Origin of the sequence: Janthinobacterium sp. HH102, from assembly GCF_001758625.2 — a bacterium.
In the GTDB taxonomy this organism is placed as follows: domain Bacteria; phylum Pseudomonadota; class Gammaproteobacteria; order Burkholderiales; family Burkholderiaceae_D; genus Janthinobacterium.
Genome location: NZ_CP062062.1, coordinates 1,848,931 through 1,868,770, shown reverse-complemented (window position 1 = coordinate 1,868,770; position 19,840 = coordinate 1,848,931). Strand labels below are relative to the sequence as shown.

The following is a 19,840-nucleotide window of genomic DNA, read 5'->3' as shown; positions in this document are numbered from 1 at the left end:
CTCCGGCGCAGGTGGTACAGCATGGTTATTGGGAGAACAGCTCGTCGCGGGTGACGGTGGCCGTGCCCAGCTTGCCGACGACGATGCCGCCGGCCCGGTTGGCCGTGCGCACTGCGTCGCCCAGGCCCATGCCGGCGCCCAGCATGGCCGCCATGGTGGCGATCACCGTGTCGCCGGCGCCCGAGACGTCGAACACTTCGCGCGCATCGGTGGGCATGTGCAGCACCTCGTCGGCCGTGTACAAGCTCATGCCTTCCTCGGAACGGGTCAGCAGCAAGGCGTCCAGGCCCAGCTGCGCGCGCATCTGCTGCGCGCGTTCCGTGAGCTGCTCTTCCGTGCTCCAGTTGCCGATCACGCGGCGCAGTTCCGACTTGTTCGGAGTGAGCACTGACGCTCCCGTATAGCGGCTGAAATCATCGCCTTTCGGGTCGACCATGACGATCTTGCCGGCCGCCCGAGCCGCCTTGATCATCTCGGCCACGTTCACCAGGCTGCCCTTGGCGTAGTCCGACAGGATCACCACGTCGTAGTGCGGCAAGAGGGCATTGAATTGCTTGAGCTTGTCGCGCAGCACGGTATCGCTCGGTGCATCCTCGAAGTCGATGCGCAGCATCTGCTGCTGGCGGCCGATCACGCGCAGCTTGATGATGGTGGAAATGGCCGCATCGCGCTGCAGATAGCTGTGGATGCCGCCGCCTTCGAGCAGGCGTTCGACCTGGCTGCCCGCCTCGTCGTCGCCGACCACGCCCAGCAAGCTCGTCTTCGCTCCCAGCGCGGCCGCGTTGCGCGCCACGTTGGCCGCGCCGCCTAGGCGCTCTTCGCGCTTCTCGATGCGCACGATGGGCACGGGCGCTTCCGGCGAAATACGGCTGACATCGCCGAACCAGTAGCGGTCCAGCATCACATCGCCCACCACCAGCAGGCGTACCTGGGCCAGCGCGGCCGGCGCCGTCAAGGCGACTACCTCCTGGGCGCTCATGCGCGCGTCAGGATCGAGCGACCGATCCCGTGGTATTCGATGCCGTTCTCGGCCATGACGGCCGGCTCGAACAGATTGCGTCCGTCAAAGATCACTGCCTGCTTCAGGCGCGCCTTGACCTGCTCGAAGTCGGGGCTGCGGAAGGCTTTCCACTCGGTCACGATGACCAGCGCATCGGCGTCCTGCAGCGCATCCTTCGGGCTGTCGGCAAAGCGCACCTTCGCCAATTGCGCCGGCGTCAAGTCCAGTTGCAGCACGCGGCGCGCCTCGGCCATGGCGACGGGGTCGTACACGGCCACCGTGGCGCCGCGTCCCAGCAAGTCGGCCAGCAGCACGCGGGCCGATGCTTCGCGCATGTCGTCCGTATTCGGCTTGAAGGCCAGGCCCCACACGGCGAAATGCCGGCCCGTCAGATCTTCGCCGAAGCGAGTGACCACTTTGCGTCCCAGCACCTGCTTCTGCTGGTCGTTGACGGCTTCGACGGCGCGCAGGATCAGCAATTCCTGGCCGTGGCCGCGTGCCGTGCGCTCGAGCGCCTGCACGTCTTTCGGGAAGCAGGAACCGCCATAGCCGCAGCCCGCATACAGGAAGCTGTGGCCGATGCGCGGGTCGGAACCGATGCCGTGGCGCACGGCTTCGATATCGACGCCCACCTTGTCGGCCAGGTTCGCCAGTTCATTCATGAACGAGATGCGCGTGGCCAGCATGGCGTTGGCCGCATATTTCGTGAATTCGGCCGAGCGCACATCCATCCAGTAAGTGCGTTCGTGGTTGCGGTTGAACGGCGCGTACAGGCTTTTCAGCAATTCGCGCGCGCGTTCGCCGTCCGGCGTGGCGTCGACGCCGATGACGATGCGATCGGGGCGCATGAAGTCTTCGACGGCCGCGCCTTCCTTGAGGAATTCGGGGTTCGATGCCACCGAGAACGTGGCGGCCACGCCGCGCGCGTCGAGTTCGCCCTGGATGGCGGCGCGCACTTTTTCGGCCGTGCCGACGGGCACGGTCGACTTGTCGACGATGACCTTGAAGTCCGTCATGTACTTGCCGATGCCGCGCGCGGCGGCCAGCACATATTGCAGGTCGGCCGAGCCGTCTTCATCGGGCGGCGTGCCGACGGCGATGAATTGCATCGCGCCGTGCGCGGCGGCCGCTTCGACGTCGGTGGAAAAGGTCATGCGTCCGGCGGCGCGGTTGCGCGCCACGACTTCTTCCAGGCCCGGTTCATGGATGGGGATGCCGCCGCTGTTGAGCAAGGCTACCTTCTGTGCGTCCAGGTCGAGGCAAAAGACGTCGTTGCCCAGCTCCGCCAGGCAGGCGCCGGTCACGAGGCCAACATAGCCGGTGCCGATAATAGTGATTTTCATGGATGTACCGTATGGATAAAAAGCAGGTCTTACATAGAAGTACACGCCACATTGCTCAGGGCAAGGTGACGTGTACGAATCAGTTCATGACGTTAAGTTCTTCTGTGCGGCGCGGTGGATACGTTTCCCACTTGTTGCAGCCAGGGCAGTGCCAATAGAACTGGCGTGCCTTGAAGCCGCAGTGGCTGCACTGGTAGCGGGCCAGCTTCTGCGTGTAGCCGTGCACGAGGTTTTTCACCATCGACAGCTCGGACCAGATGGCGGCCGGGGCGTCCATCATGCGCGCTTCCAGCAGTTTGTCGAGGCCCAGCAGGGTCGGCGTGCGGCGCAGCTCGGCGCTGACCAGCTGCTTCGCCGCTTCCACGCCGTCGAGCTCGATAACGGCCTTGAAGACGACTTCGATCAGGTCGATCGACGATGCCTCTTCCAGGTAGGAACGCAGCAGGTTGACGCCTTCCTGTGCACGGCCCAGCTTGGTGTAGCCATCCATCAGGCGCTGCGCGACCAGGGCCACGTGCGGCACGCTTTGCTGTTCCACGCGGCGCCAGGTGGTCAGCGCGCCTTCCACGTCGCCGCGCGCCAGCAGCACGTCGCCCGTCAGGATGGTGGCGCGCACGCTCTTGCGGTCCGTCTGCAAGGCTTTTTCCAGCAGCGGCATGGCGTCGTCCGGCTTCATGTGCACGAGGGCGTCATGCGCCAGTTCGCAATAGAACTGGGCGATTTCCTTCTGGCGCGCGCCGGCACCCGATTCCTGCAAGCCCACGGCCGCTTCGATGGCGCGTGGCCATTCCTTTTCGCGCTGGTAGATTTCCAGCAGCGCGCGGCGCGCCTGGGCCGCATATTGCGTGTCGACCAGGCTGTTGAAGGTTTCTTCGGCGCGGTCCAGCAGACCTGCTTTCAGGTAATCCATGCCCAGCTCGTAGGCGGCGTGGCCCTGCTGTTCCAGCGGCAAGTCCGGACGGGCCAGCAAGTTCTGGTGCACGCGGATGGCGCGCTCCGTTTCGCCGCGGCGGCGGAACAGGTTGCCCAGCGCAAAGTGCATATCGGCCGATTCCGGGTCCAGCTTGACGACTTCGATGAAGGCGTCGATGGCCTTGTCATGCTGCTCGTTGAGCAGGAAATTCAAGCCCTTGAAGTAATTGCGCGGCAGGCTGCGCGATTCCGACACCAGTTGATGAATGTCCACGCGCGCGGCGATCCAGCCCAGCGCGAAAAACATCGGGATACCCAAGAGCCACCAGAGTTCAAAATCCATGCGATTGTTTTTATTCGAGTAAGAGAGATAGGAGCGACGGCGCCGCTTACTGCGCGCTCACGCTGTCCGGTTGCGGCTGGACATTGCTGGCCACGCCAACGGTCTGCAGCGCGGCAATGGTGGTCTTTTGCTTGTTCGCTTCGCGGCGGTGACGGAACACGGTCGGCGTCAGCGCCAGTACGCCCAGGCTGGCGCCGGCGACAAAAAAGCCCAGCAGCATCAGGACCAGGGGGCCGCGAATTTCATAATTGAGGAAAACATGCAGGTCGACAACCTGCGCATTCTTCAGCGCAAAACTGAAGAACAGGACGAAAAGAACACAGCCAACGATGGTGGAGATGATTTTCATCGATAGGTCCAGAGTGAACAAAAAAATGCCCGTACCACATGGCACAAACGTAGAGTGCTGATCAAACCGTAGCGAGCGGCAGCGATTTGTGGCCGAGAAGCGCAACCGTACTGAAGTACGGTGAGCATCGCCGGCCGCAAAGCGCGACGCGCAGTAGGTTTGAGCAGTGCTCTACAGCATATTAACAAAAAAAAGCGGCATCCAAGGACGCCGCTCTTTATGTCGCCTTCCAGCAGACGATTAATCCTCGATGATCGGTTGCCCGACCATCGCGTCCACCCGCTCGCGCAACTGTTTGCCCGGTTTGAAGTGGGGTACCCGTTTTTCAGGAACCATCACCTTGTCGCCGGATTTCGGGTTGCGGCCGATGCGCGGGGGCCTGCTGTTCAGGGCAAAACTGCCAAAACCGCGGATCTCGATACGCTGACCGGTCGCCAGGGCGTTGGTCATCGCATCGAGAATGGTCTTGACGGCATACTCCGCATCCTTCGCCACCAGCTGAGAATAACGCTCAGCGAGGCGGTTGATCAGCTCGGACTTTGTCATCTGCCGTATCCGCAGTCTTAGTTCTTGTTATCGAACTTAGCTTTCAACAAGGCGCCCAGGCTGGTGGTGCCCGAAGCTGCGTTGTTGTCGGTAGCTGCCATCTTCTGCATGGCTTCCTGGGTTTCAACGTTGTCTTTCGCTTTGATCGACAGTTGGATACCACGGGCTTTGCGGTCGATGTTCAACACCATCGCTTCGACGGTGTCGCCGACTTTCAGGTGCGTACCAGCATCTTCAACGCGGTCGCGCGAGATTTCGGAAGCGCGCAGGTAGCCTTCAACTTCTTCGGACAGTTGGATCACGGCGCCTTTAGGCTCAACCGATTTAACGGTACCGGTGACCAGCGAACCTTTGTCGTTCATGGCTGCGAAGTTGTTGAATGGGTCACCTTCCAGTTGCTTGACGCCCAGGGAAACGCGCTCGCGCTCAACGTCGATGGCCAGAACGATGGCTTCCAGTTCGTCACCTTTCTTGAAGCGACGCACGGCTTCTTCGCCGGTTTCGGTCCAGGACAGGTCGGACAGGTGCACCAGACCGTCGATGTTGCCGGCCAGGCCGATGAACACGCCGAAGTCGGTGATCGATTTGATCGCGCCGCGGACTTTGTCACCTTTCTTATGGGTAACACCGAAGTCATCCCATGGATTGGCTTTGCACTGTTTCATGCCCAGCGAAATACGACGACGCTCTTCGTCGATTTCCAGAACCATTACTTCTACTTCGTCGCCCAGTTGGACAACTTTGTTAGGAGCAACGTTTTTGTTCGTCCAGTCCATTTCGGAAACGTGTACCAGACCTTCGATACCCTGTTCCACTTCAACGAACGCGCCGTAGTCGGTCAGGTTCGTTACTTTACCGAACAGACGGGTGCTTTGTGGGTAACGACGGGACAGACCGGTCCAAGGATCGTCGCCCAGTTGTTTCACACCCAGCGAAACACGGTTTTTCTCTTGATCGTATTTCAGGACCTTGGCGGTGATTTCCTGGCCAACCGTCAGTACTTCCGACGGGTGACGTACACGGCGCCATGCCAGGTCGGTGATGTGCAGCAGGCCATCGATACCGCCCAGATCCACGAACGCGCCGTAGTCGGTGATATTTTTGACGACGCCGGTCACGACCGTGCCTTCTTTCAGCGTTTCCATCAGTTTCTGACGCTCTTCGCCCATCGAAGCTTCGATGACGGCGCGGCGGGACAGAACCACGTTGTTACGCTTGCGATCGAGCTTGATCACTTTGAATTCGAGGGTTTTGCCTTCGAATGGGGTGGTGTCTTTGACAGGACGGGTATCAACCAGCGAGCCCGGCAGGAATGCGCGGATGCCGTTGGTCAACACGGTCAGACCGCCTTTGACTTTACCATTGACGGTACCGACGACGATTTCGCCCGATTCCATCGCTTTTTCCAGAGCCAGCCACGAAGCCAGACGCTTGGCTTTATCGCGCGACAGGATGGTATCGCCGAAACCGTTTTCCAGCGATTCGATCGCCACGGAAACGAAGTCACCAACTTTGACTTCCAGTTCGCCGTGGTCGTTCTTGAATTCTTCGACAGGGATGAATGCTTCGGATTTGAGGCCAGCGTTCACGATCACGAAATTGTGGTCGAGGCGCACGACTTCAGCGGAAATAACTTCGCCGGAGCGCATATCTTGACGCGACAACGATTCCTCGAAGAGCGCAGCAAAACTTTCCATACCGGTAGATTCGTTAGTTGTAACAGTAGACATAGGGTTCACACAGGTTATCCAGCAGAGATCGCACGATGCGACTTAAACTGGGTTAGGTTTTTGACACACCCGGACAGGCCAGGAGCCGTCAACGGGCACCACATAGCATAGAAATCACACTATTTTGCTGCAGCTGCATACCATTTCAACACGGTTTCAACGGCATCATCTGCCGTCATTGCCGACGTATCGAGGACATGCGCCCCTTCCGCGGGGACCAGCGGCGCAATCGCACGGTGAGTATCACGTTCGTCCCGCGCCTGCAAATCCATCAGAAGGTCTTCCATATTAGCAGAAAAACCCTTGTCTATCAATTGCTTGTAGCGCCGTTGCGCGCGCGCCTCGACGCTGGCCGTGAGGAAGACCTTCAATTGGGCATGCGGGAAGATCACCGTGCCCATGTCGCGCCCGTCGGCCACAAGGCCCGGCGTCTTGCGAAAACCCAGCTGCAAGCTGACCAGAGCATGGCGCACAGTTGGCAATACGGCAATTTTCGACGCCGTGTTGCCCACCTCTTCGGCACGGATCTGCTCGGTGACATTTTCCTGCGCCAGCAGGATCTCGCCATTGGCGAAGTGGCAAGGCAAGTGCTCGGCCAGCTTGGCCAGCGCGTGCTCGTCGCGCAAGTCCGTGCCGCGGCGCAGCGCGCTCAAGGCCGTCAGGCGGTACAGCGCGCCCGAGTCCAGGTAATGAAAGCCCAGCTTGTCGGCCACGCGGTGCGCCACCGTGCCCTTGCCTGAAGCGGTGGGGCCGTCGATGGCGATGACTGGGATGGTGGATGTTGGCATTATTTTGTCACTTTAAAAAAACTAAACCCAAAAGGGCTGGGGTCAGACCCCCGCTTGCGTCAACGCCTGAACTGGCGTTGCGGGTGGAGAGGGTCTGACCCCGGATTTCGGTTAAATAAGAGTATCTTTGGCAATCCCCGCGAAGGCGGCGAAATACTCGGGGAAGGTCTTGGCCACGCATTTCGGGTCGTTGATGCGCATCTCGTTGCCGCGGCGCGCGGCGCCGTCCAGCGAAGCGAGCGAGAAGCACATGGCCATGCGGTGGTCGTCATACGTGTCGATGGTCGCTGCCTGGATTTCGGCCGGCGGCGTCACGCGCAGGTAATCGGCGCCCTCTTCCACTTCGGCGCCGAGTTTGCGCAATTCCGTCGCCATGGCGGCCAGGCGGTCCGTTTCCTTCACCCGCCAGCTGGCGATATTGCGCAAGGTCGAGGTACCGTCCGCGTACAGGGCGGCCACGGCGATCGTCATGGCCGCGTCGGGAATATGGTTAAAGTCCATGTCGACGGCTTTCAGCACGCCGTTCGAACGCGCCTCGATCCAGTTCTCGCCCATGGTGATGGTCGCGCCCATCTGCTGCAAGGCTTCGACGAAACGCACGTCGCCCTGGATGCTGTCGCGCCCCACGCCTTCCACGCGCACGGGACCGCCGCCGATGGCGCCGGCCGCCAGGAAATACGAGGCCGACGAGGCATCGCCTTCCACGTGGATCGTGCCCGGGCTTTGATACTGCTGGCCCGGCTGCACGGTGAACGACTGCCAGCCGTCATGCTCGACGGTCACGCCGAAACGGCGCATCAGGTTCAGGGTGATCTCGATATACGGCTTCGAAATGAGCTCGCCCGTGACATCGATGGTCACGGCATGGTCGCGCGCCATCAGCGGCGCCACCATCAGCAGGGCCGTCAGGAACTGGCTCGACACGTTGCCGCGCACGGCGATGCGTTGCGCGTGGATGTGGCCGCGGCGGATGCGCAGCGGCGGGAAGCCCTGCTCGCCCGTGTACTCGATCTGCGTGCCGACGGCGTTCAGCGCGTCGACCAGGTCGCCGATCGGGCGCTCGTGCATGCGCGACACGCCGTGCAAGGTGTAGTCGCCGCCGATCACGGCCAGCGCCGCCGTCAGCGGGCGGATCGCCGTGCCGGCGTTCCCCATGAACAGGTCCGCCTCGTGGTGCGGGAACACGCCGCCGCAGCCTTCCACGTGGTGCACCTGGTGGGCGGTGGCCGGATCGCCCGTCAATTCATCCTGCGTCCATTTGACGCCCAGCGACGTCAGGGCAGTCAGCATGACGAAGGTGTCGTCGGAGGCGAGCAGGTCGATGATCTTCGTCGTGCCCTTGGCCAGCGCGGCCAGCAGCAGCACGCGGTTGGAAATGCTTTTCGAGCCGGGCAAGCGCACCGTGCCTTCGGCGTGCATCACCGGCTTCAGATCGATATGGTGGGGGTAGTGCTTGGTCTGGGTCATGCTGGAATCCTTGAGTATTTATCGTGTGGGCGCGGCCGGTACTTCCGCCGTTTCGATCGCCTCGATCCATTGCTGGCGCGCGTGCTGGGCGTTCGCATACACGCCCTCGATGGCGGCGCCGTCGTGCGTGGCCAGGTGGGCGCGCAAGGTCGTCAACTGCGCCAGGTAGGCGTCCAGTTCATGCAGCAGCGCCGGCTGGTTGGCCAGGCTGATGTCGCGCCACATTTCCGGCGATGAGCCGGCGATGCGCGTAAAGTCGCGAAAGCCGCTGGCCGCGTATTGGAACAGCAGGCCCGCGTGCGGTTTCTTGGCGATGTCGTCGACCAGCGCAAAGGCCAGCAGATGCGGCAGGTGGCTGACGGCGGCAAACACCTTGTCATGTTCTTCGGGGCTCAAGGTGTGCAGGATGGCGCCGCAGGCGCGCCACGCGGCCGCCACCCGCTCCACATCGGCGGCGCTATTTTCCGCCAGCGGCGTGAGCACCACTTTCTTGCCTTGATACAGATCGACGATGGCCGCATCGGGGCCGTTCGTCTCGCGTCCCGCGATCGGGTGGCCGGGCACGAATTGCGCCACCTTGCCCCCCAGGGCCGCGCGCGCGGCCGCCACCACGTCGCTTTTCGTGCTGCCCGCGTCGGTGACGATGGTGCCGGGCTGCAGATGCGGCGCGATGGACGAGAGGATGGCGCCCGTCTGCGCCACGGGCGCGGCAACCAGCACCAGGTCGGCGCCAAGCAAGGCATCAGCCATGTCGCCGCCGATCTCGTCGATGATGCCCAGCTCCAACGCGCGCGCCATCGAGGCCGGCGAGCGGCCCATGCCGACCACCGTGCCGACCGCGCCCGCATGTTTCAAGGCGCGCGCGAACGAACCGCCGATCAGGCCCACGCCAAAGATGACTACCTTGTTCAGTGCAGGCGTCATCATATCGTCAGGCCAGCGCTTTCGTCAGCGCGGCGATGAGGATGGCGTTTTCCTGCGGCAGGCCGATGGAAATGCGCAGCCATTGCGGCAAGCCATAGCTGCCGACCGGACGCACGATCACGCCCTGCTTGAGCAATGCCAGGTTGACGCGCGCGCCCGCTTCATCATCGTCGCCCACCTTCACCAGCACGAAATTGCCGTGCGACGGCACGTATTCCAGGCCCAGGGCATCAAACGCCTCCGTGAACTGCTGGTAGCCGGCCGCGTTGTTGCGCGCGCTTTGCTCGAGGAATGCCTTGTCGTTCAGGGCGGCGATCGCGGCGGCCTGCGCCAGCGAGTTGACGTTGAACGGCTGGCGGATGCGGTTCATCAGGTCCGTCAGCACCGGCTGGGCGATGGCAAAGCCTATGCGCAGGCCGGCCAGGCCATACGCCTTCGACAAGGTGCGCGACACCACCAGGTTCGGATACTGGCGCACCCACGCCGTCGACTCGTACTGGTCGTCGGCCGACAGGAATTCGTTGTAGGCTTCGTCGAGCACGACGACGACATGCGCCGGCACTTTCTGCAGGAAGGCTTCCAGCTGCGCGGCTGACAGGAAGGTGCCGGTCGGGTTGTTCGGGTTGGCGATGAAGACCAGACGCGTGTCGTCGGCAATCGCCGCAGCCATCGCGTCGAGGTCATGGCCGTAGGCTTGCGCCGGCACGACGATGTGGCGCGCACCCAGGCCTTGCGTGGCCAGCGCGTACACGGCAAACGAGTACTGCGAGTAGACGACGGATTGGCCATGCTGCACGAAGGCGTGCGCGGCGATTTCCAGGATGTCGTTGCTGCCGTTGCCCAGGGTGATCCAGTCGGCCGGCACGTCGTAGCGCTTCGACAGCACGGCTTTCAAGTCGAAGCCGTTGGCGTCCGGGTAGCGGCCCAGGTCATCGATGGCGGCGATCATCGCCTGCTTCGCCGATTCCGGCATGCCGTACGGGTTTTCATTCGACGCCAGCTTGACGATGGCTGCCTCGTCGAGGCCGAATTCGCGCGCAACTTCCGCGATCGGTTTGCCGCTCTGATAAGGGGCGATGGCGCGGACGTATTCTGGACCGATATTTTTAGACATGGTGTTCTTTAAAAGTTGGTGAATGATTAGGCTGGTGGCTGTTGTTGGGTTACGCTGCGCTAACCCAAGCTACGGCTTACCGTGGTTGTTTGTTGGGTTACGCTGCGCTAACCCAACCTACAGCTTACCGTAGGTCGGATTAGCGCAGCGTAATCCGACACCAGTCAACGAAGTCACAAACTGACCGGATACGACCCCAGCACCTTGAAAAACGCCGCATTGCTCTGCAGCTCGGCCAGCGCCTGGGCGACGGCCGCGTCGTGCACGTGGCCCTCCACGTCGACATAGAAATAATACTCCCAGCTGCCCATGCGCGCCGGGCGCGACTCGAAGCGCGTCATCGACACGCCGTGCTTGGCCAGGGGCGCCAGCAGCTGGTACACGGCGCCCGCTTTGTTCGGCACGGCCAGCACCAGCGAGGTCTGGTCCTTGCCCGACGGCGCCGTCTGCAAGGTGCCCACGACGGCAAAGCGCGTGCGGTTGTGCGGGTCGTCCTGGATATGGCCCTTGACCACGCCCAGCTTGTACTGCGCGCCGGCCAGTTCGCTGGCAATCGCTGCCACCGTGCCGTCTTCGCCGGCCATGCGGGCCGCCTCGGCATTCGAGGCCACGGCGCGGCGCTCGATGTGCGGGTAGTTCTGGTTCAGCCAGACCTGGCACTGCGCCAGCGCCTGCGAATGGGCGCAGATGGCGGTGACGCCATCCATGTTGCCGCTCTTCGTCATCAGGCTGTGGTGCACGGCAATGGCGACTTCACCGCTGATGATGAGGCTAGTCTGCAGCATCATGTCGAGCGTGCGGTTGACGGCGCCTTCCGAGGAATTTTCGATCGGCACGACGCCAAAGTCCGCCGTTCCCGCCTCGGCGGAACGGAATACTTCATCGATGGACGCGCACGGCAAGCCTTCGACGGCGCTGCCGAACTGCTGATACACGGCCTGTTCGCTGAAGGTGCCGGCCGGGCCAAGGTAGGCCACGGTCACGCGCTTTTCCAGCGAGCGGCAGGACGACATGATTTCGCGGAAGATGGTCTGCACTTCGCGGTTGCCCATGGGGCCGGGATTACGCTCGGCCACGCCGCGCAGCACCTGCGCTTCGCGCTCGGGACGGAAAACGGGCGCCTGCGTCTCGGCCTTCACGTGGCCCACCTGCTGGGCGATTTGCGCGCGGCGGTTCAGCAGTTCGAGGATTTGCGCGTCGATCGCATCGATCTGTTCGCGCAGCGGTTTCAATTTATCGGTCATGGATGGTTTGTTTCGTCAGCTGTACTTCAATCATGGCCGCGCGGCCTGCGCCGGCGGCGGGCCGGCGCGGTCGGTTAAGCGACTCAGCGTCCGGCAAACTCGTTCAAATAGGTGACCAGGGCTTGCACGCCCTCGATCGGCATCGCGTTATAGATCGATGCACGCATGCCGCCGACGGACTTGTGGCCCTTCAGTTGCAGCAGGCCGCGCTGCTTGGCGCCGGCCAGGAATGCGTCGTTCAGACTTTCATCGCGCAGATAGAACGGGATGGTCATGCGCGAACGGTATGCGGGGTCGACCCGGTTTTGGTAGAAGTCGTCCGCGTCGAGCGCCGCGTACAGCAGCGCCGCTTTCTCAATATTACGCTGTTCCATGGCTGCAACGCCACCCTGGCGTTTGAGCCACTGGAAAACCAGGCCGGCGATATAGATGCCGTAGGTGGGCGGCGTGTTGTACATCGACTCATGTTCGGCCACGATGGTCCAGTCGAAAGCCGACGGGCAGATCGGCAGCGCCTTGCCCAGCAAGTCTTCGCGCACGATGACCAGGGTCAGGCCGGCCGGGCCGATATTTTTCTGCGCGCCGCCGAAGATCACGCCGTATTGCGACACGTCGATCACGCGCGACAAAATGTGCGAGGACATGTCGGCCACGATAGTGGTGCCTGGCGGCACGCTTGGCGCCTGCTGGAACTCCACGCCGTCGATGGTTTCATTGGTGCAGATGTGCAGGTAGGCGGCGCCTGGCGTCAGCTTCCATTCGGCGACGGGCGGCACGCCAGTGAAACGGGCAGCCTTCGAGGACGCGGCCACGTTCACATTGGCATACTTGGCCGCTTCCTGGATCGACTTGCCCGACCACGAGCCCGTGTGCACGAAGTCGACGGTGGCCGGCTGCTGCGCGGCCAGGCCCACGAGGTTCATCGGGATGATGGCGTTCTCGCCCAGGCCGCCGCCCTGCAGGAACAGGATTTTGTAGTTCTCGGGCACGGCCAGCAGCTCGCGCAGGTCGGCCACGGCCTGCTTGTAAATGGAGATGAATTCGGGACCACGGTGGCTCATTTCCATCACCGACATGCCGCTGCCGTGCCAGTCCTGCATCTCGGCGGCCGCTTGCGCCAGCACTTCCTTGGGCAGGACGGCGGGGCCGGCGGAGAAGTTGTAAATAGGGCTTAAGGCTTGATGGGTCACGATACAGTCCTTGGCGAAAATGAGAATTATTGGGGCGACTGCGTGGCCGCCCGCATGACCTGATCAAGCACGGCGTTCACGCGGGGGATCAGCACGCGCTGGCTGATGGCCATCGATTCGGCCGACAGCTGCGGCATGGTGGCCAGCATCTTGCGGCCCAGCGGCGTCTTGTAGAAGGCCGTCAGCTGCTCGACTTCCGGCACCGTGTAAAAACGCGCATACAGGGGCACCATTTCGTCGCCCAGCTCGTCGATCAGGGTCGGGTCGGCCAGTACCTGCGTCAGGGTGGCGATGGCCAGGGGGATTTCTTCCTCGGCGCTGGCCAGCGCGCGCGCCTTGCGCTGCTCGTCCAGTTTCGGGTTGCTGTTGATTTGCTGCTGCGCCGACTGGCGGATCATGGCGGGCACAGATTGCAGCATCTGGTCGAAGATGCTGCGCGTCAGTTGCGGGAACTGCATCGCGTCGAGCATGCGCCGCACGGCCACTTTCATGGCGGGGCTTGGCGCCGCCTGGCGCGCGGGTGTGGCTTGCGTGCTCTGGGCCAGGGCCGGCAGGGTCGCAAGGAAGGCCAGCGAAAACGCGGCGAAGAAGGTGGCGACGATTTTTCTCATGACATGCGGGATGTTGAATGACTGGTAAAAGGGCACTGCCGGATGCATGTCGGCTTACGCCCGACGGGCTAAGCCGACCTACGAAATTCTGCTGGCAGCACCACGAAAAGACGCGCCAATAGCAATTGGGGCTCCCGAAAGAGCCCCAATCATCTTACTCCGGCTGGGCCGGGTCGACAGGATCGGCTGGTTCGGCCGCTGCCGGTGCGGCATCCGTGCCCGCCTCCGTCGTCAGCTCGACTTCGTCGATATCCGTTTCCACCACGCGCTGCAGGCCGGACAGCTTGGTGCCGTCTTCCACGGCGATCAGGGTCACGCCCTGTGTCGCGCGGCCCATCTCGCGGATTTCCGACACGCGGGTGCGGATCAAGACGCCGCCGGTGGTGATCAGCATGATTTCATCGCTGGCATCGACCAGGGTCGCGGCAACCACTTTACCGTTGCGCTCGCTGGTCTGGATGGCGATCATGCCTTTCGTGCCACGGCCATGGCGCGTGTATTCGGTGATCGGCGTACGCTTGCCGTAACCGTTTTCCGTGGCCGTCAGCACCGACTGCTGCTCGTTCTCGGCCACCAGCAGGGCGATCACGTGCTGGCCTTCTTCCAGGTTCATGCCGCGCACGCCGCGCGCCGTGCGGCCCATCGGACGCACATCGTTTTCGTCGAAGCGCACTGCCTTGCCCGAATCGGAGAACAGCATCACGTCGTGCTGGCCGTCCGTCAGCGCCGCGCCGATCAGGAAGTCGCCGTCGTCCAGGTCGACCGCGATGATGCCGGCCTTGCGTGGATTGCTGAAGTCCTTCAGCGGCGTCTTCTTGACGGTACCGAGGCTGGTCGACATGAACACGTAATGGTCTTCCGGGAACGTGCGGTTCTCGCCCGACAGCGGCAGGATCACGGTGATCTTTTCGTTGTCCTGCAGCGGGAACATGTTGACGATCGGCTTGCCGCGCGAGTTGCGCGAGCCTTGCGGCACTTCCCACACCTTCAGCCAGTACATGCGGCCGCGATCCGAGAAGCACAGGATGTAGTCGTGCGTGTTGGCGATGAACAGCTGGTCGATCCAGTCTTCCTCTTTGGTCGCCATGGCCTGCTTGCCGCGTCCGCCGCGCTTCTGCGCGCGGTATTCGGTGATCGGCTGGGCCTTCATGTAGCCGGTGTGCGACAGGGTCACGACCATGTCCTGCGGCGTGATCAGGTCTTCCGTTTCCAGGTCGGTCGCGTTCAGCTCGATCTGCGAGCGGCGCACGTCCTTGTTGCCGGCGCCGTATTCGTTCTTCGCCAGGGTCATTTCATCGGTAATGATGACGGTGACGCGTTCCGGCTTGGCCAGGATGTCGAGCAAGTCGGCGATATGTTCCATCACGTCCTTGTACTCGTTGACGATCTTGTCCTGCTCCAGGCCGGTCAGGCGCTGCAGGCGCATCTGCAGAATTTCCTGCGCCTGGTCGTCCGACAGCTTGTACAGGCCATCCGTCTGCATGCCGTAGTGTTTCGGCAGGTTTTCCGGACGGTAGGCATCGACTCCGCCCGGCGTCGTGCCGTCGCCCGTACGGGCCAGCATTTCGCGCACGACGGACGAATCCCAGGCCTTGGCCATCAGTTCGACCTTGGCGATAGGCGGCGTCGGCGCGGCCTTGATGATGGCGATGAAGTCATCGATGTTGGCCAGCGCGACCGCCAGGCCTTCGAGCACGTGACCGCGTTCGCGCGCCTTGCGCAGTTCGAACACGGTGCGGCGCGTGACCACTTCGCGGCGGTGCGACAGGAAGCATTGTAGCATCTGCTTGAGGTTCAGCAGCTTCGGCTGACCATCGACCAGGGCCACCATGTTCATGCCGAAGGTGTCTTGCAACTGGGTCTGCTTGTACAGGTTGTTGAGCACCACTTCCGGCACTTCGCCCCGCTTCAGCTCGATCACCACGCGCATGCCCGACTTGTCGGATTCGTCGCGGATGTCGGAAATGCCGTCGAGCTTCTTGTCGCGCACGTTTTCAGCGATACGTTCCAGCAAGGATTTCTTGTTGACCTGGAATGGCAGCTCGTCGACGATGATGGCGATGCGGCCACCATCCTTGCCGTATTCCTCGAAGTGGGTCTTGGCGCGCATGACGACGCGGCCGCGGCCCGTGCGGTAGCCGTCGCGCACGCCGGACACGCCATAGATGATGCCGGCCGTCGGGAAGTCCGGCGCCGGGATCAGCTCGATCAATTCATCGATCGTGCACTCGGGATTGCGCAGCACGTGCAGCGCGCCGTCGATGACTTCGGTGATGTTGTGTGGCGGAATGTTCGTCGCCATGCCGACGGCAATACCGGACGAGCCATTGATCAGCAGGTTCGGGATACGCGTCGGCAAGACCGTCGGTTCCTTTTCCTTGCCGTCGTAGTTGGGCTGGAAGTCGACGGTGTCCTTGTCGATATCGGCCAGCAGCTCGCCGGCGATCTTGTCGAGGCGGCACTCGGTGTAACGCATCGCCGCGGCGCCGTCGCCGTCGACGGAACCGAAGTTGCCCTGGCCATCGACGAGCATGTAGCGCAGCGAGAAATCCTGCGCCATGCGCACCAGTGTGTCGTAGATCGAGGCATCGCCGTGGGGATGGTATTTACCCATGGTTTCGCCGACCACGCGGGCGCACTTGACGTAAGGGCGGTTCCACACGTTATTCATTTCATGCATCGCGAACAAGACGCGGCGGTGCACTGGCTTCAAGCCATCGCGCGCATCGGGCAAGGCGCGACCGACGATCACGCTCATGGCGTAATCGAGGTAGCTCTTGCGCATCTCTTCTTCGAGGGAAATAGGAATTGTTTCTTTTGCGAATTGATCCATTGGCGGTTCGACTGATCTCAGGCTGTGGTTAACTTATCTGTTACGCAATGTATGACGCAATACTGCATATCCTGGGTGGCTGTCGTCGTGGACGCCGCGCCGCGCGCTGCTGGCGTGGCCCGGCTTCCATGTCGCAGAGTGCCAAAACAAATCGGCGGGCTGGCGGCAAGGCCAGTACGGGTACCGCAAGGGTACGTGCTGGCCATGCAGTGCCGCCGTGGGCATTTGCCCGGCACTCTTAACAGTCAAGCGCACGATTTTAGCATGCGCGCCCAGCTACCTGTACAAATTGGCCAGACCAGCAACATTGGCAGTTTGCACCGGGGTCGTGCATGTTGCCCTGCCGATAATGCACAACGGCAATGTCAGTTCAAGACACCTGCCCTTAAAAGTGGCAAGAAAAGCGATCAATTGTTACAGATGCGTTACAAATGGGCATTTTCGTTGCGCAAAAACAACGCACGGTCTAAAATCGGGCAAGCTTTGATTTAACCACGGTCGTGCGCCCCTGATGCGTGTGGCAAAATGACTGGGAAGTTAATTGCTAGTTTCGCAATCTGAAACGAGCGCATATGGTCTACATGATAAAATCTTGGCACGTAGCACCAGTAGCGCAGTGTTGTTCTGCGGATATCACCCCCCGAAAGGAAAAAAGAATGAATAAATTTGTAACGCTGTTTTTCGCTGCATCCGCAGTGATTGCTGGCTCGGCTTCGGCCCAAACCCCAACCTCCCCACCATTCGCGCCAGTTACCACTGACATCCAAGCACCAAGCCCAAAAAGCGCTTACGTGCAAGATGCCCGCGGCGTGATCGTGCGTGACCCATTCGGCCTGTGCTGGCGCACCGGCTACTGGACACCTGCTGACGCAGTGCCAGGTTGCGACGTACCACTGTGCGTAGAGCCAGAAACCCTGCAAGACGGCAAATGCGTAGCACCTCCAGCGCCAGTCGTACCTGCACCAGCACCAGCACCAGTCGTGCCAGTGCCAGTCGTCGTTGCTCCTACCTCGGAAAAAGTCAGCTTCGCCGCTGATGCATTCTTCGATTTCGACAAAGCTACGCTGAAGCCAGAAGGCAAAGCCAAGCTGGACGAGCTGACCGCACAACTGGGCGGCATCAACCTGGAAGTCATCATCGCTGTGGGTCACACCGACTCCGTCGGCACCGATGCTTACAACCAAAAACTGTCGGTACGTCGTGCTGATGCTGTCAAAGCCTACCTGGTTACCAAAGGCGTTGAAAGCAACCGCGTGTACACCGAAGGCAAAGGCGAAAAACAACCTGTTGCTGATAACAAAACTGCCGAAGGCCGTGCGAAAAACCGTCGCGTGGAAATCGAAGTTGTTGGTACCCGCAACAAGTAATAGCTGCCCCCTCGACTCGGCGCAAATCATCGCGCAAGTCAAGAACAGCTGAAAAACCCCGCCACGGCGGGGTTTTTTTTCGTCCGTGGCTGCCCAATTGTAAAATTGCCGCTATTATTCGACCTATGAACGCCGACCCTCTCGAAATCCAAAAATTCAGTGAGCTGGCCCACCGCTGGTGGGACCCCACTTCCGAGTTTCGTCCCCTGCACGAAATTAATCCCCTGCGCCTGGAATGGATCAACGCGAAAGTGCCGCTGGCCGGCAAACGCGTGATCGACATCGGCTGCGGCGGCGGCATCCTGGCCGAATCGATGGCCCGCAAGGGCGCCGACGTGACGGGCATCGACCTGTCCGACAAGGCATTGAAAGTTGCCGACCTGCACAGCCTGGAATCCGGTGCCAAGGTACGCTACAAGCTGATCGCCGCCGAAGCCATGGCCGCGGAAGAGCCGGGCCAGTACGACGTCGTGACGTGCATGGAAATGCTCGAGCACGTGCCGGACCCCGCCGCCATCGTCAAGGCTTGCGCCACCCTGGTGAAACCGGGCGGCCACGTTTTCCTGTCGACCCTGAACCGCAACCCGAAAGCGTATCTGTTCGCCATCCTGGGCGCCGAATACCTGCTGCGTCTGCTGCCGAAAGGCACGCACGACTATGACAAATTCATCACCCCGGCCGAACTGTCGCAATACCTGCGCAGTGCCGGCCTGGACGTCAACAGCATGCGCGGCATGGGCTACAATCCGCTGACCAAGATTTACTCACTTAATAGCGATACCAGCGTCAATTATCTGGTGGCCTGCACCCGGCCGCTGTAACCATCACGCACAATACAAGGCGGCTGCGGCCGCCATTTTTCATTCCCACTTGACACACTTTGCCCGCCATGATCACTGACCATCTGCCAGCCCCGCGCGCCATCCTGTTCGACCTCGACGGCACCCTGGCCGACACCGCGCCCGACCTGGCGGCGGCCATCAACCTGCTGCGCGCGCGCGCCGGCCTGGCGCCGACTCCGTATGACATCCTGCGCCCCACGGCCTCGGCCGGCGCGCGCGGCATGATAGGCGCATCGTATGGCGTCCAACCGGGCGAAAGCGGATACGAAGCGCTGAAAGACGGTTTCCTGAACAATTACGAAGCGGCCCTGGCCGTGGAAAGCCGTTTATTCGACGGCATCCCCGCCATGCTGGAAGGCTTGAGCGCCCTGGGCCTGGCCTGGGGCGTGGTCACCAACAAGGCCGCCCGCTTCACCGACCCGCTGGTGGGCCAGATCGGCCTGGGCGGCGCCGGCTGCGTGATCTCGGGCGACACCATGGCGTACCCGAAACCGCACCCCGCCCCCCTGCTCGAAGCGGCCCGCCGCCTGGACCTGGCGCCGGAAGACTGCTGGTACGTGGGCGACGACCTGCGCGACATCCAGGCCGGCCGCGCCGCCGGCATGCGCACGGTCGCCTGCGCCTGGGGCTACTGCGGCCCCGTCGAGCCGCAGCACTGGAACGCCGACCATTTGCTCGATACGCCGCAAGCGTTGCTCGAGCTGGTGAGTACTGTGGTGAAGGCGGCGCAGGAGCGGCAGCTGGCGGCTTGATGGCTTGATACTGCATCTGCCTGGCCTTCTATCCATTACTGCGAATGCATCATGCAAGAGTGTGAAGATTGCGCTACAATGAAGGTTCTGTGGGGACGACCTGGTTTCGACGTGGGTTGCAAAGCAGTGCAGGGCATACCGAGGGCGGGCTACCTCGTAAATACAACCTGAAAAAACTTAACTGCAAACGATAACTCGTACGCACTGGCAGCTTAATCGCTGTTAGCTCTAGAACACCTCGTCCCTGGGGTGGGCCGTCAAAAGCTCTAGAGTCATTTACAGGGACTCGTCGTATGCTGGGTTACTTAGCGTCCGACTAAATAATAGGTAACTCGCTTGCCCATAACGTGCACATCCGTGCTGGCTGAGTTAAATTAAATGATAGTGCTAAGTATGTAGAACTGTCTGTGGAGTGCTTGCGGACGCGGGTTCGATTCCCGCCGTCTCCACCACTGAATTCTTTAGAATCAAGTAGTTAGCAAGAA

Annotated in this window: 17 protein-coding genes and 1 other RNA gene; 4 read left to right on the top strand and 14 right to left on the bottom strand. The window is 61.7% G+C overall.

Going from position 1 to position 19,840, the window contains the following annotated elements:
- Nucleotides 1–25 precede the first annotated feature (25 nt).
- The 14 genes from rfaE1 to gyrA all read right to left on the bottom strand — a co-directional run bounded on the left by rfaE1 (nucleotide 26) and on the right by gyrA (nucleotide 16,394).
- Nucleotides 26–979 (bottom strand): D-glycero-beta-D-manno-heptose-7-phosphate kinase, encoded by a 954-nt coding sequence (gene rfaE1 / locus JAB4_RS08550; protein WP_070219403.1) that lies wholly within the window; start codon nucleotides 977–979, stop codon nucleotides 26–28.
- Entirely contained in the window at nucleotides 976–2,343 is a 1,368-nt protein-coding gene (locus JAB4_RS08545) for a UDP-glucose/GDP-mannose dehydrogenase family protein (RefSeq protein WP_070219402.1), read from the bottom strand. The genes rfaE1 and JAB4_RS08545 overlap by 4 nt, the downstream gene beginning before the upstream one ends.
- 79 nt (nucleotides 2,344–2,422) lie before the next feature.
- Entirely contained in the window at nucleotides 2,423–3,598 is a 1,176-nt protein-coding gene (gene lapB, locus JAB4_RS08540; RefSeq protein ID WP_070219401.1) for a lipopolysaccharide assembly protein LapB, read from the bottom strand.
- A gap of 46 nt (nucleotides 3,599–3,644) precedes the next feature.
- On the bottom strand, nucleotides 3,645–3,947 hold the full coding sequence (locus JAB4_RS08535; RefSeq protein ID WP_029496228.1) for a LapA family protein: 303 nt from the start codon (nucleotides 3,945–3,947) through the stop codon (nucleotides 3,645–3,647).
- A gap of 240 nt (nucleotides 3,948–4,187) precedes the next feature.
- The gene (locus JAB4_RS08530) at nucleotides 4,188–4,493 is read right to left on the bottom strand and encodes an integration host factor subunit beta (protein WP_008446215.1); all 306 of its coding nucleotides are present in this window, start codon (nucleotides 4,491–4,493) and stop codon (nucleotides 4,188–4,190) included.
- Between the two features lie 17 nt (nucleotides 4,494–4,510).
- The gene (rpsA, locus tag JAB4_RS08525; RefSeq protein WP_071650172.1) at nucleotides 4,511–6,223 is read right to left on the bottom strand and encodes a 30S ribosomal protein S1; all 1,713 of its coding nucleotides are present in this window, start codon (nucleotides 6,221–6,223) and stop codon (nucleotides 4,511–4,513) included.
- A 119-nt stretch (nucleotides 6,224–6,342) separates the two neighbouring features.
- On the bottom strand, nucleotides 6,343–7,011 hold the full coding sequence (cmk, locus tag JAB4_RS08520) for a (d)CMP kinase (RefSeq protein WP_070219400.1): 669 nt from the start codon (nucleotides 7,009–7,011) through the stop codon (nucleotides 6,343–6,345).
- A gap of 111 nt (nucleotides 7,012–7,122) precedes the next feature.
- Nucleotides 7,123–8,478, bottom strand: coding sequence for a 3-phosphoshikimate 1-carboxyvinyltransferase (aroA, locus tag JAB4_RS08515; protein WP_034751802.1), 1,356 nt, complete (start codon nucleotides 8,476–8,478; stop codon nucleotides 7,123–7,125).
- Between the two features lie 18 nt (nucleotides 8,479–8,496).
- Nucleotides 8,497–9,405 (bottom strand): prephenate dehydrogenase/arogenate dehydrogenase family protein, encoded by a 909-nt coding sequence (locus JAB4_RS08510; protein ID WP_070219399.1) that lies wholly within the window; start codon nucleotides 9,403–9,405, stop codon nucleotides 8,497–8,499.
- A gap of 4 nt (nucleotides 9,406–9,409) precedes the next feature.
- Nucleotides 9,410–10,516, bottom strand: a complete 1,107-nt coding sequence (gene hisC, locus JAB4_RS08505) for a histidinol-phosphate transaminase (RefSeq protein WP_070219398.1) — start codon at nucleotides 10,514–10,516, stop codon at nucleotides 9,410–9,412.
- Between the two features lie 173 nt (nucleotides 10,517–10,689).
- Nucleotides 10,690–11,760 carry a prephenate dehydratase gene (gene pheA, locus JAB4_RS08500; RefSeq protein WP_070219397.1) on the bottom strand — a complete coding sequence of 357 codons (1,071 nt, stop codon included), beginning with the start codon at nucleotides 11,758–11,760 and terminating at the stop codon, nucleotides 10,690–10,692.
- 83 nt (nucleotides 11,761–11,843) lie between these two features.
- Nucleotides 11,844–12,950 carry a 3-phosphoserine/phosphohydroxythreonine transaminase gene (gene serC, locus JAB4_RS08495; RefSeq protein ID WP_227742119.1) on the bottom strand — a complete coding sequence of 369 codons (1,107 nt, stop codon included), beginning with the start codon at nucleotides 12,948–12,950 and terminating at the stop codon, nucleotides 11,844–11,846.
- A gap of 26 nt (nucleotides 12,951–12,976) precedes the next feature.
- Nucleotides 12,977–13,561: a DUF2059 domain-containing protein gene (locus JAB4_RS08490; RefSeq protein WP_070219422.1), complete on the bottom strand. Its 585-nt coding sequence runs from the start codon at nucleotides 13,559–13,561 to the stop codon at nucleotides 12,977–12,979.
- Nucleotides 13,562–13,715: 154 nt separating this feature from the next.
- The gene (gene gyrA, locus JAB4_RS08485) at nucleotides 13,716–16,394 is read right to left on the bottom strand and encodes a DNA gyrase subunit A (protein WP_070219396.1); all 2,679 of its coding nucleotides are present in this window, start codon (nucleotides 16,392–16,394) and stop codon (nucleotides 13,716–13,718) included.
- A 656-nt stretch (nucleotides 16,395–17,050) separates the two neighbouring features.
- Between gyrA and ompA the strand changes: the two genes are divergently transcribed.
- From ompA to ssrA, 4 genes are all read left to right on the top strand, one after another.
- Nucleotides 17,051–17,761 (top strand): outer membrane protein OmpA, encoded by a 711-nt coding sequence (gene ompA, locus JAB4_RS08480; protein WP_070219395.1) that lies wholly within the window; start codon nucleotides 17,051–17,053, stop codon nucleotides 17,759–17,761.
- Between the two features lie 125 nt (nucleotides 17,762–17,886).
- Entirely contained in the window at nucleotides 17,887–18,582 is a 696-nt protein-coding gene (gene ubiG, locus JAB4_RS08475; protein WP_070219394.1) for a bifunctional 2-polyprenyl-6-hydroxyphenol methylase/3-demethylubiquinol 3-O-methyltransferase UbiG, read from the top strand.
- Between the two features lie 68 nt (nucleotides 18,583–18,650).
- Nucleotides 18,651–19,355, top strand: coding sequence for an HAD-IA family hydrolase (locus JAB4_RS08470; RefSeq protein WP_070219421.1), 705 nt, complete (start codon nucleotides 18,651–18,653; stop codon nucleotides 19,353–19,355).
- Between the two features lie 91 nt (nucleotides 19,356–19,446).
- Nucleotides 19,447–19,807, top strand: a transfer-messenger RNA (tmRNA) gene (gene ssrA / locus JAB4_RS08465).
- Nucleotides 19,808–19,840 lie beyond the last annotated feature (33 nt).

What these genes read in the sequence shown, in the direction of transcription:
- rfaE1 (WP_070219403.1), bottom strand. Translation starts at nt 979, where the DNA reads ATGAGCGCCCAGGAGGTAGTCGCCTTGACGGCGCCGGCCGCGCTGGCC.
- JAB4_RS08545 (WP_070219402.1), bottom strand. Translation starts at nt 2,343, where the DNA reads ATGAAAATCACTATTATCGGCACCGGCTATGTTGGCCTCGTGACCGGC.
- lapB (WP_070219401.1), bottom strand. Translation starts at nt 3,598, where the DNA reads ATGGATTTTGAACTCTGGTGGCTCTTGGGTATCCCGATGTTTTTCGCG.
- JAB4_RS08535 (WP_029496228.1), bottom strand. Translation starts at nt 3,947, where the DNA reads ATGAAAATCATCTCCACCATCGTTGGCTGTGTTCTTTTCGTCCTGTTC.
- JAB4_RS08530 (WP_008446215.1), bottom strand. Translation starts at nt 4,493, where the DNA reads ATGACAAAGTCCGAGCTGATCAACCGCCTCGCTGAGCGTTATTCTCAG.
- rpsA (WP_071650172.1), bottom strand. Translation starts at nt 6,223, where the DNA reads ATGTCTACTGTTACAACTAACGAATCTACCGGTATGGAAAGTTTTGCT.
- cmk (WP_070219400.1), bottom strand. Translation starts at nt 7,011, where the DNA reads ATGCCAACATCCACCATCCCAGTCATCGCCATCGACGGCCCCACCGCT.
- aroA (WP_034751802.1), bottom strand. Translation starts at nt 8,478, where the DNA reads ATGACCCAGACCAAGCACTACCCCCACCATATCGATCTGAAGCCGGTG.
- JAB4_RS08510 (WP_070219399.1), bottom strand. Translation starts at nt 9,405, where the DNA reads ATGATGACGCCTGCACTGAACAAGGTAGTCATCTTTGGCGTGGGCCTG.
- hisC (WP_070219398.1), bottom strand. Translation starts at nt 10,516, where the DNA reads ATGTCTAAAAATATCGGTCCAGAATACGTCCGCGCCATCGCCCCTTAT.
- pheA (WP_070219397.1), bottom strand. Translation starts at nt 11,760, where the DNA reads ATGACCGATAAATTGAAACCGCTGCGCGAACAGATCGATGCGATCGAC.
- JAB4_RS08490 (WP_070219422.1), bottom strand. Translation starts at nt 13,561, where the DNA reads ATGAGAAAAATCGTCGCCACCTTCTTCGCCGCGTTTTCGCTGGCCTTC.
- gyrA (WP_070219396.1), bottom strand. Translation starts at nt 16,394, where the DNA reads ATGGATCAATTCGCAAAAGAAACAATTCCTATTTCCCTCGAAGAAGAG.
- ompA (WP_070219395.1), top strand. Translation starts at nt 17,051, where the DNA reads ATGAATAAATTTGTAACGCTGTTTTTCGCTGCATCCGCAGTGATTGCT.
- ubiG (WP_070219394.1), top strand. Translation starts at nt 17,887, where the DNA reads ATGAACGCCGACCCTCTCGAAATCCAAAAATTCAGTGAGCTGGCCCAC.
- JAB4_RS08470 (WP_070219421.1), top strand. Translation starts at nt 18,651, where the DNA reads ATGATCACTGACCATCTGCCAGCCCCGCGCGCCATCCTGTTCGACCTC.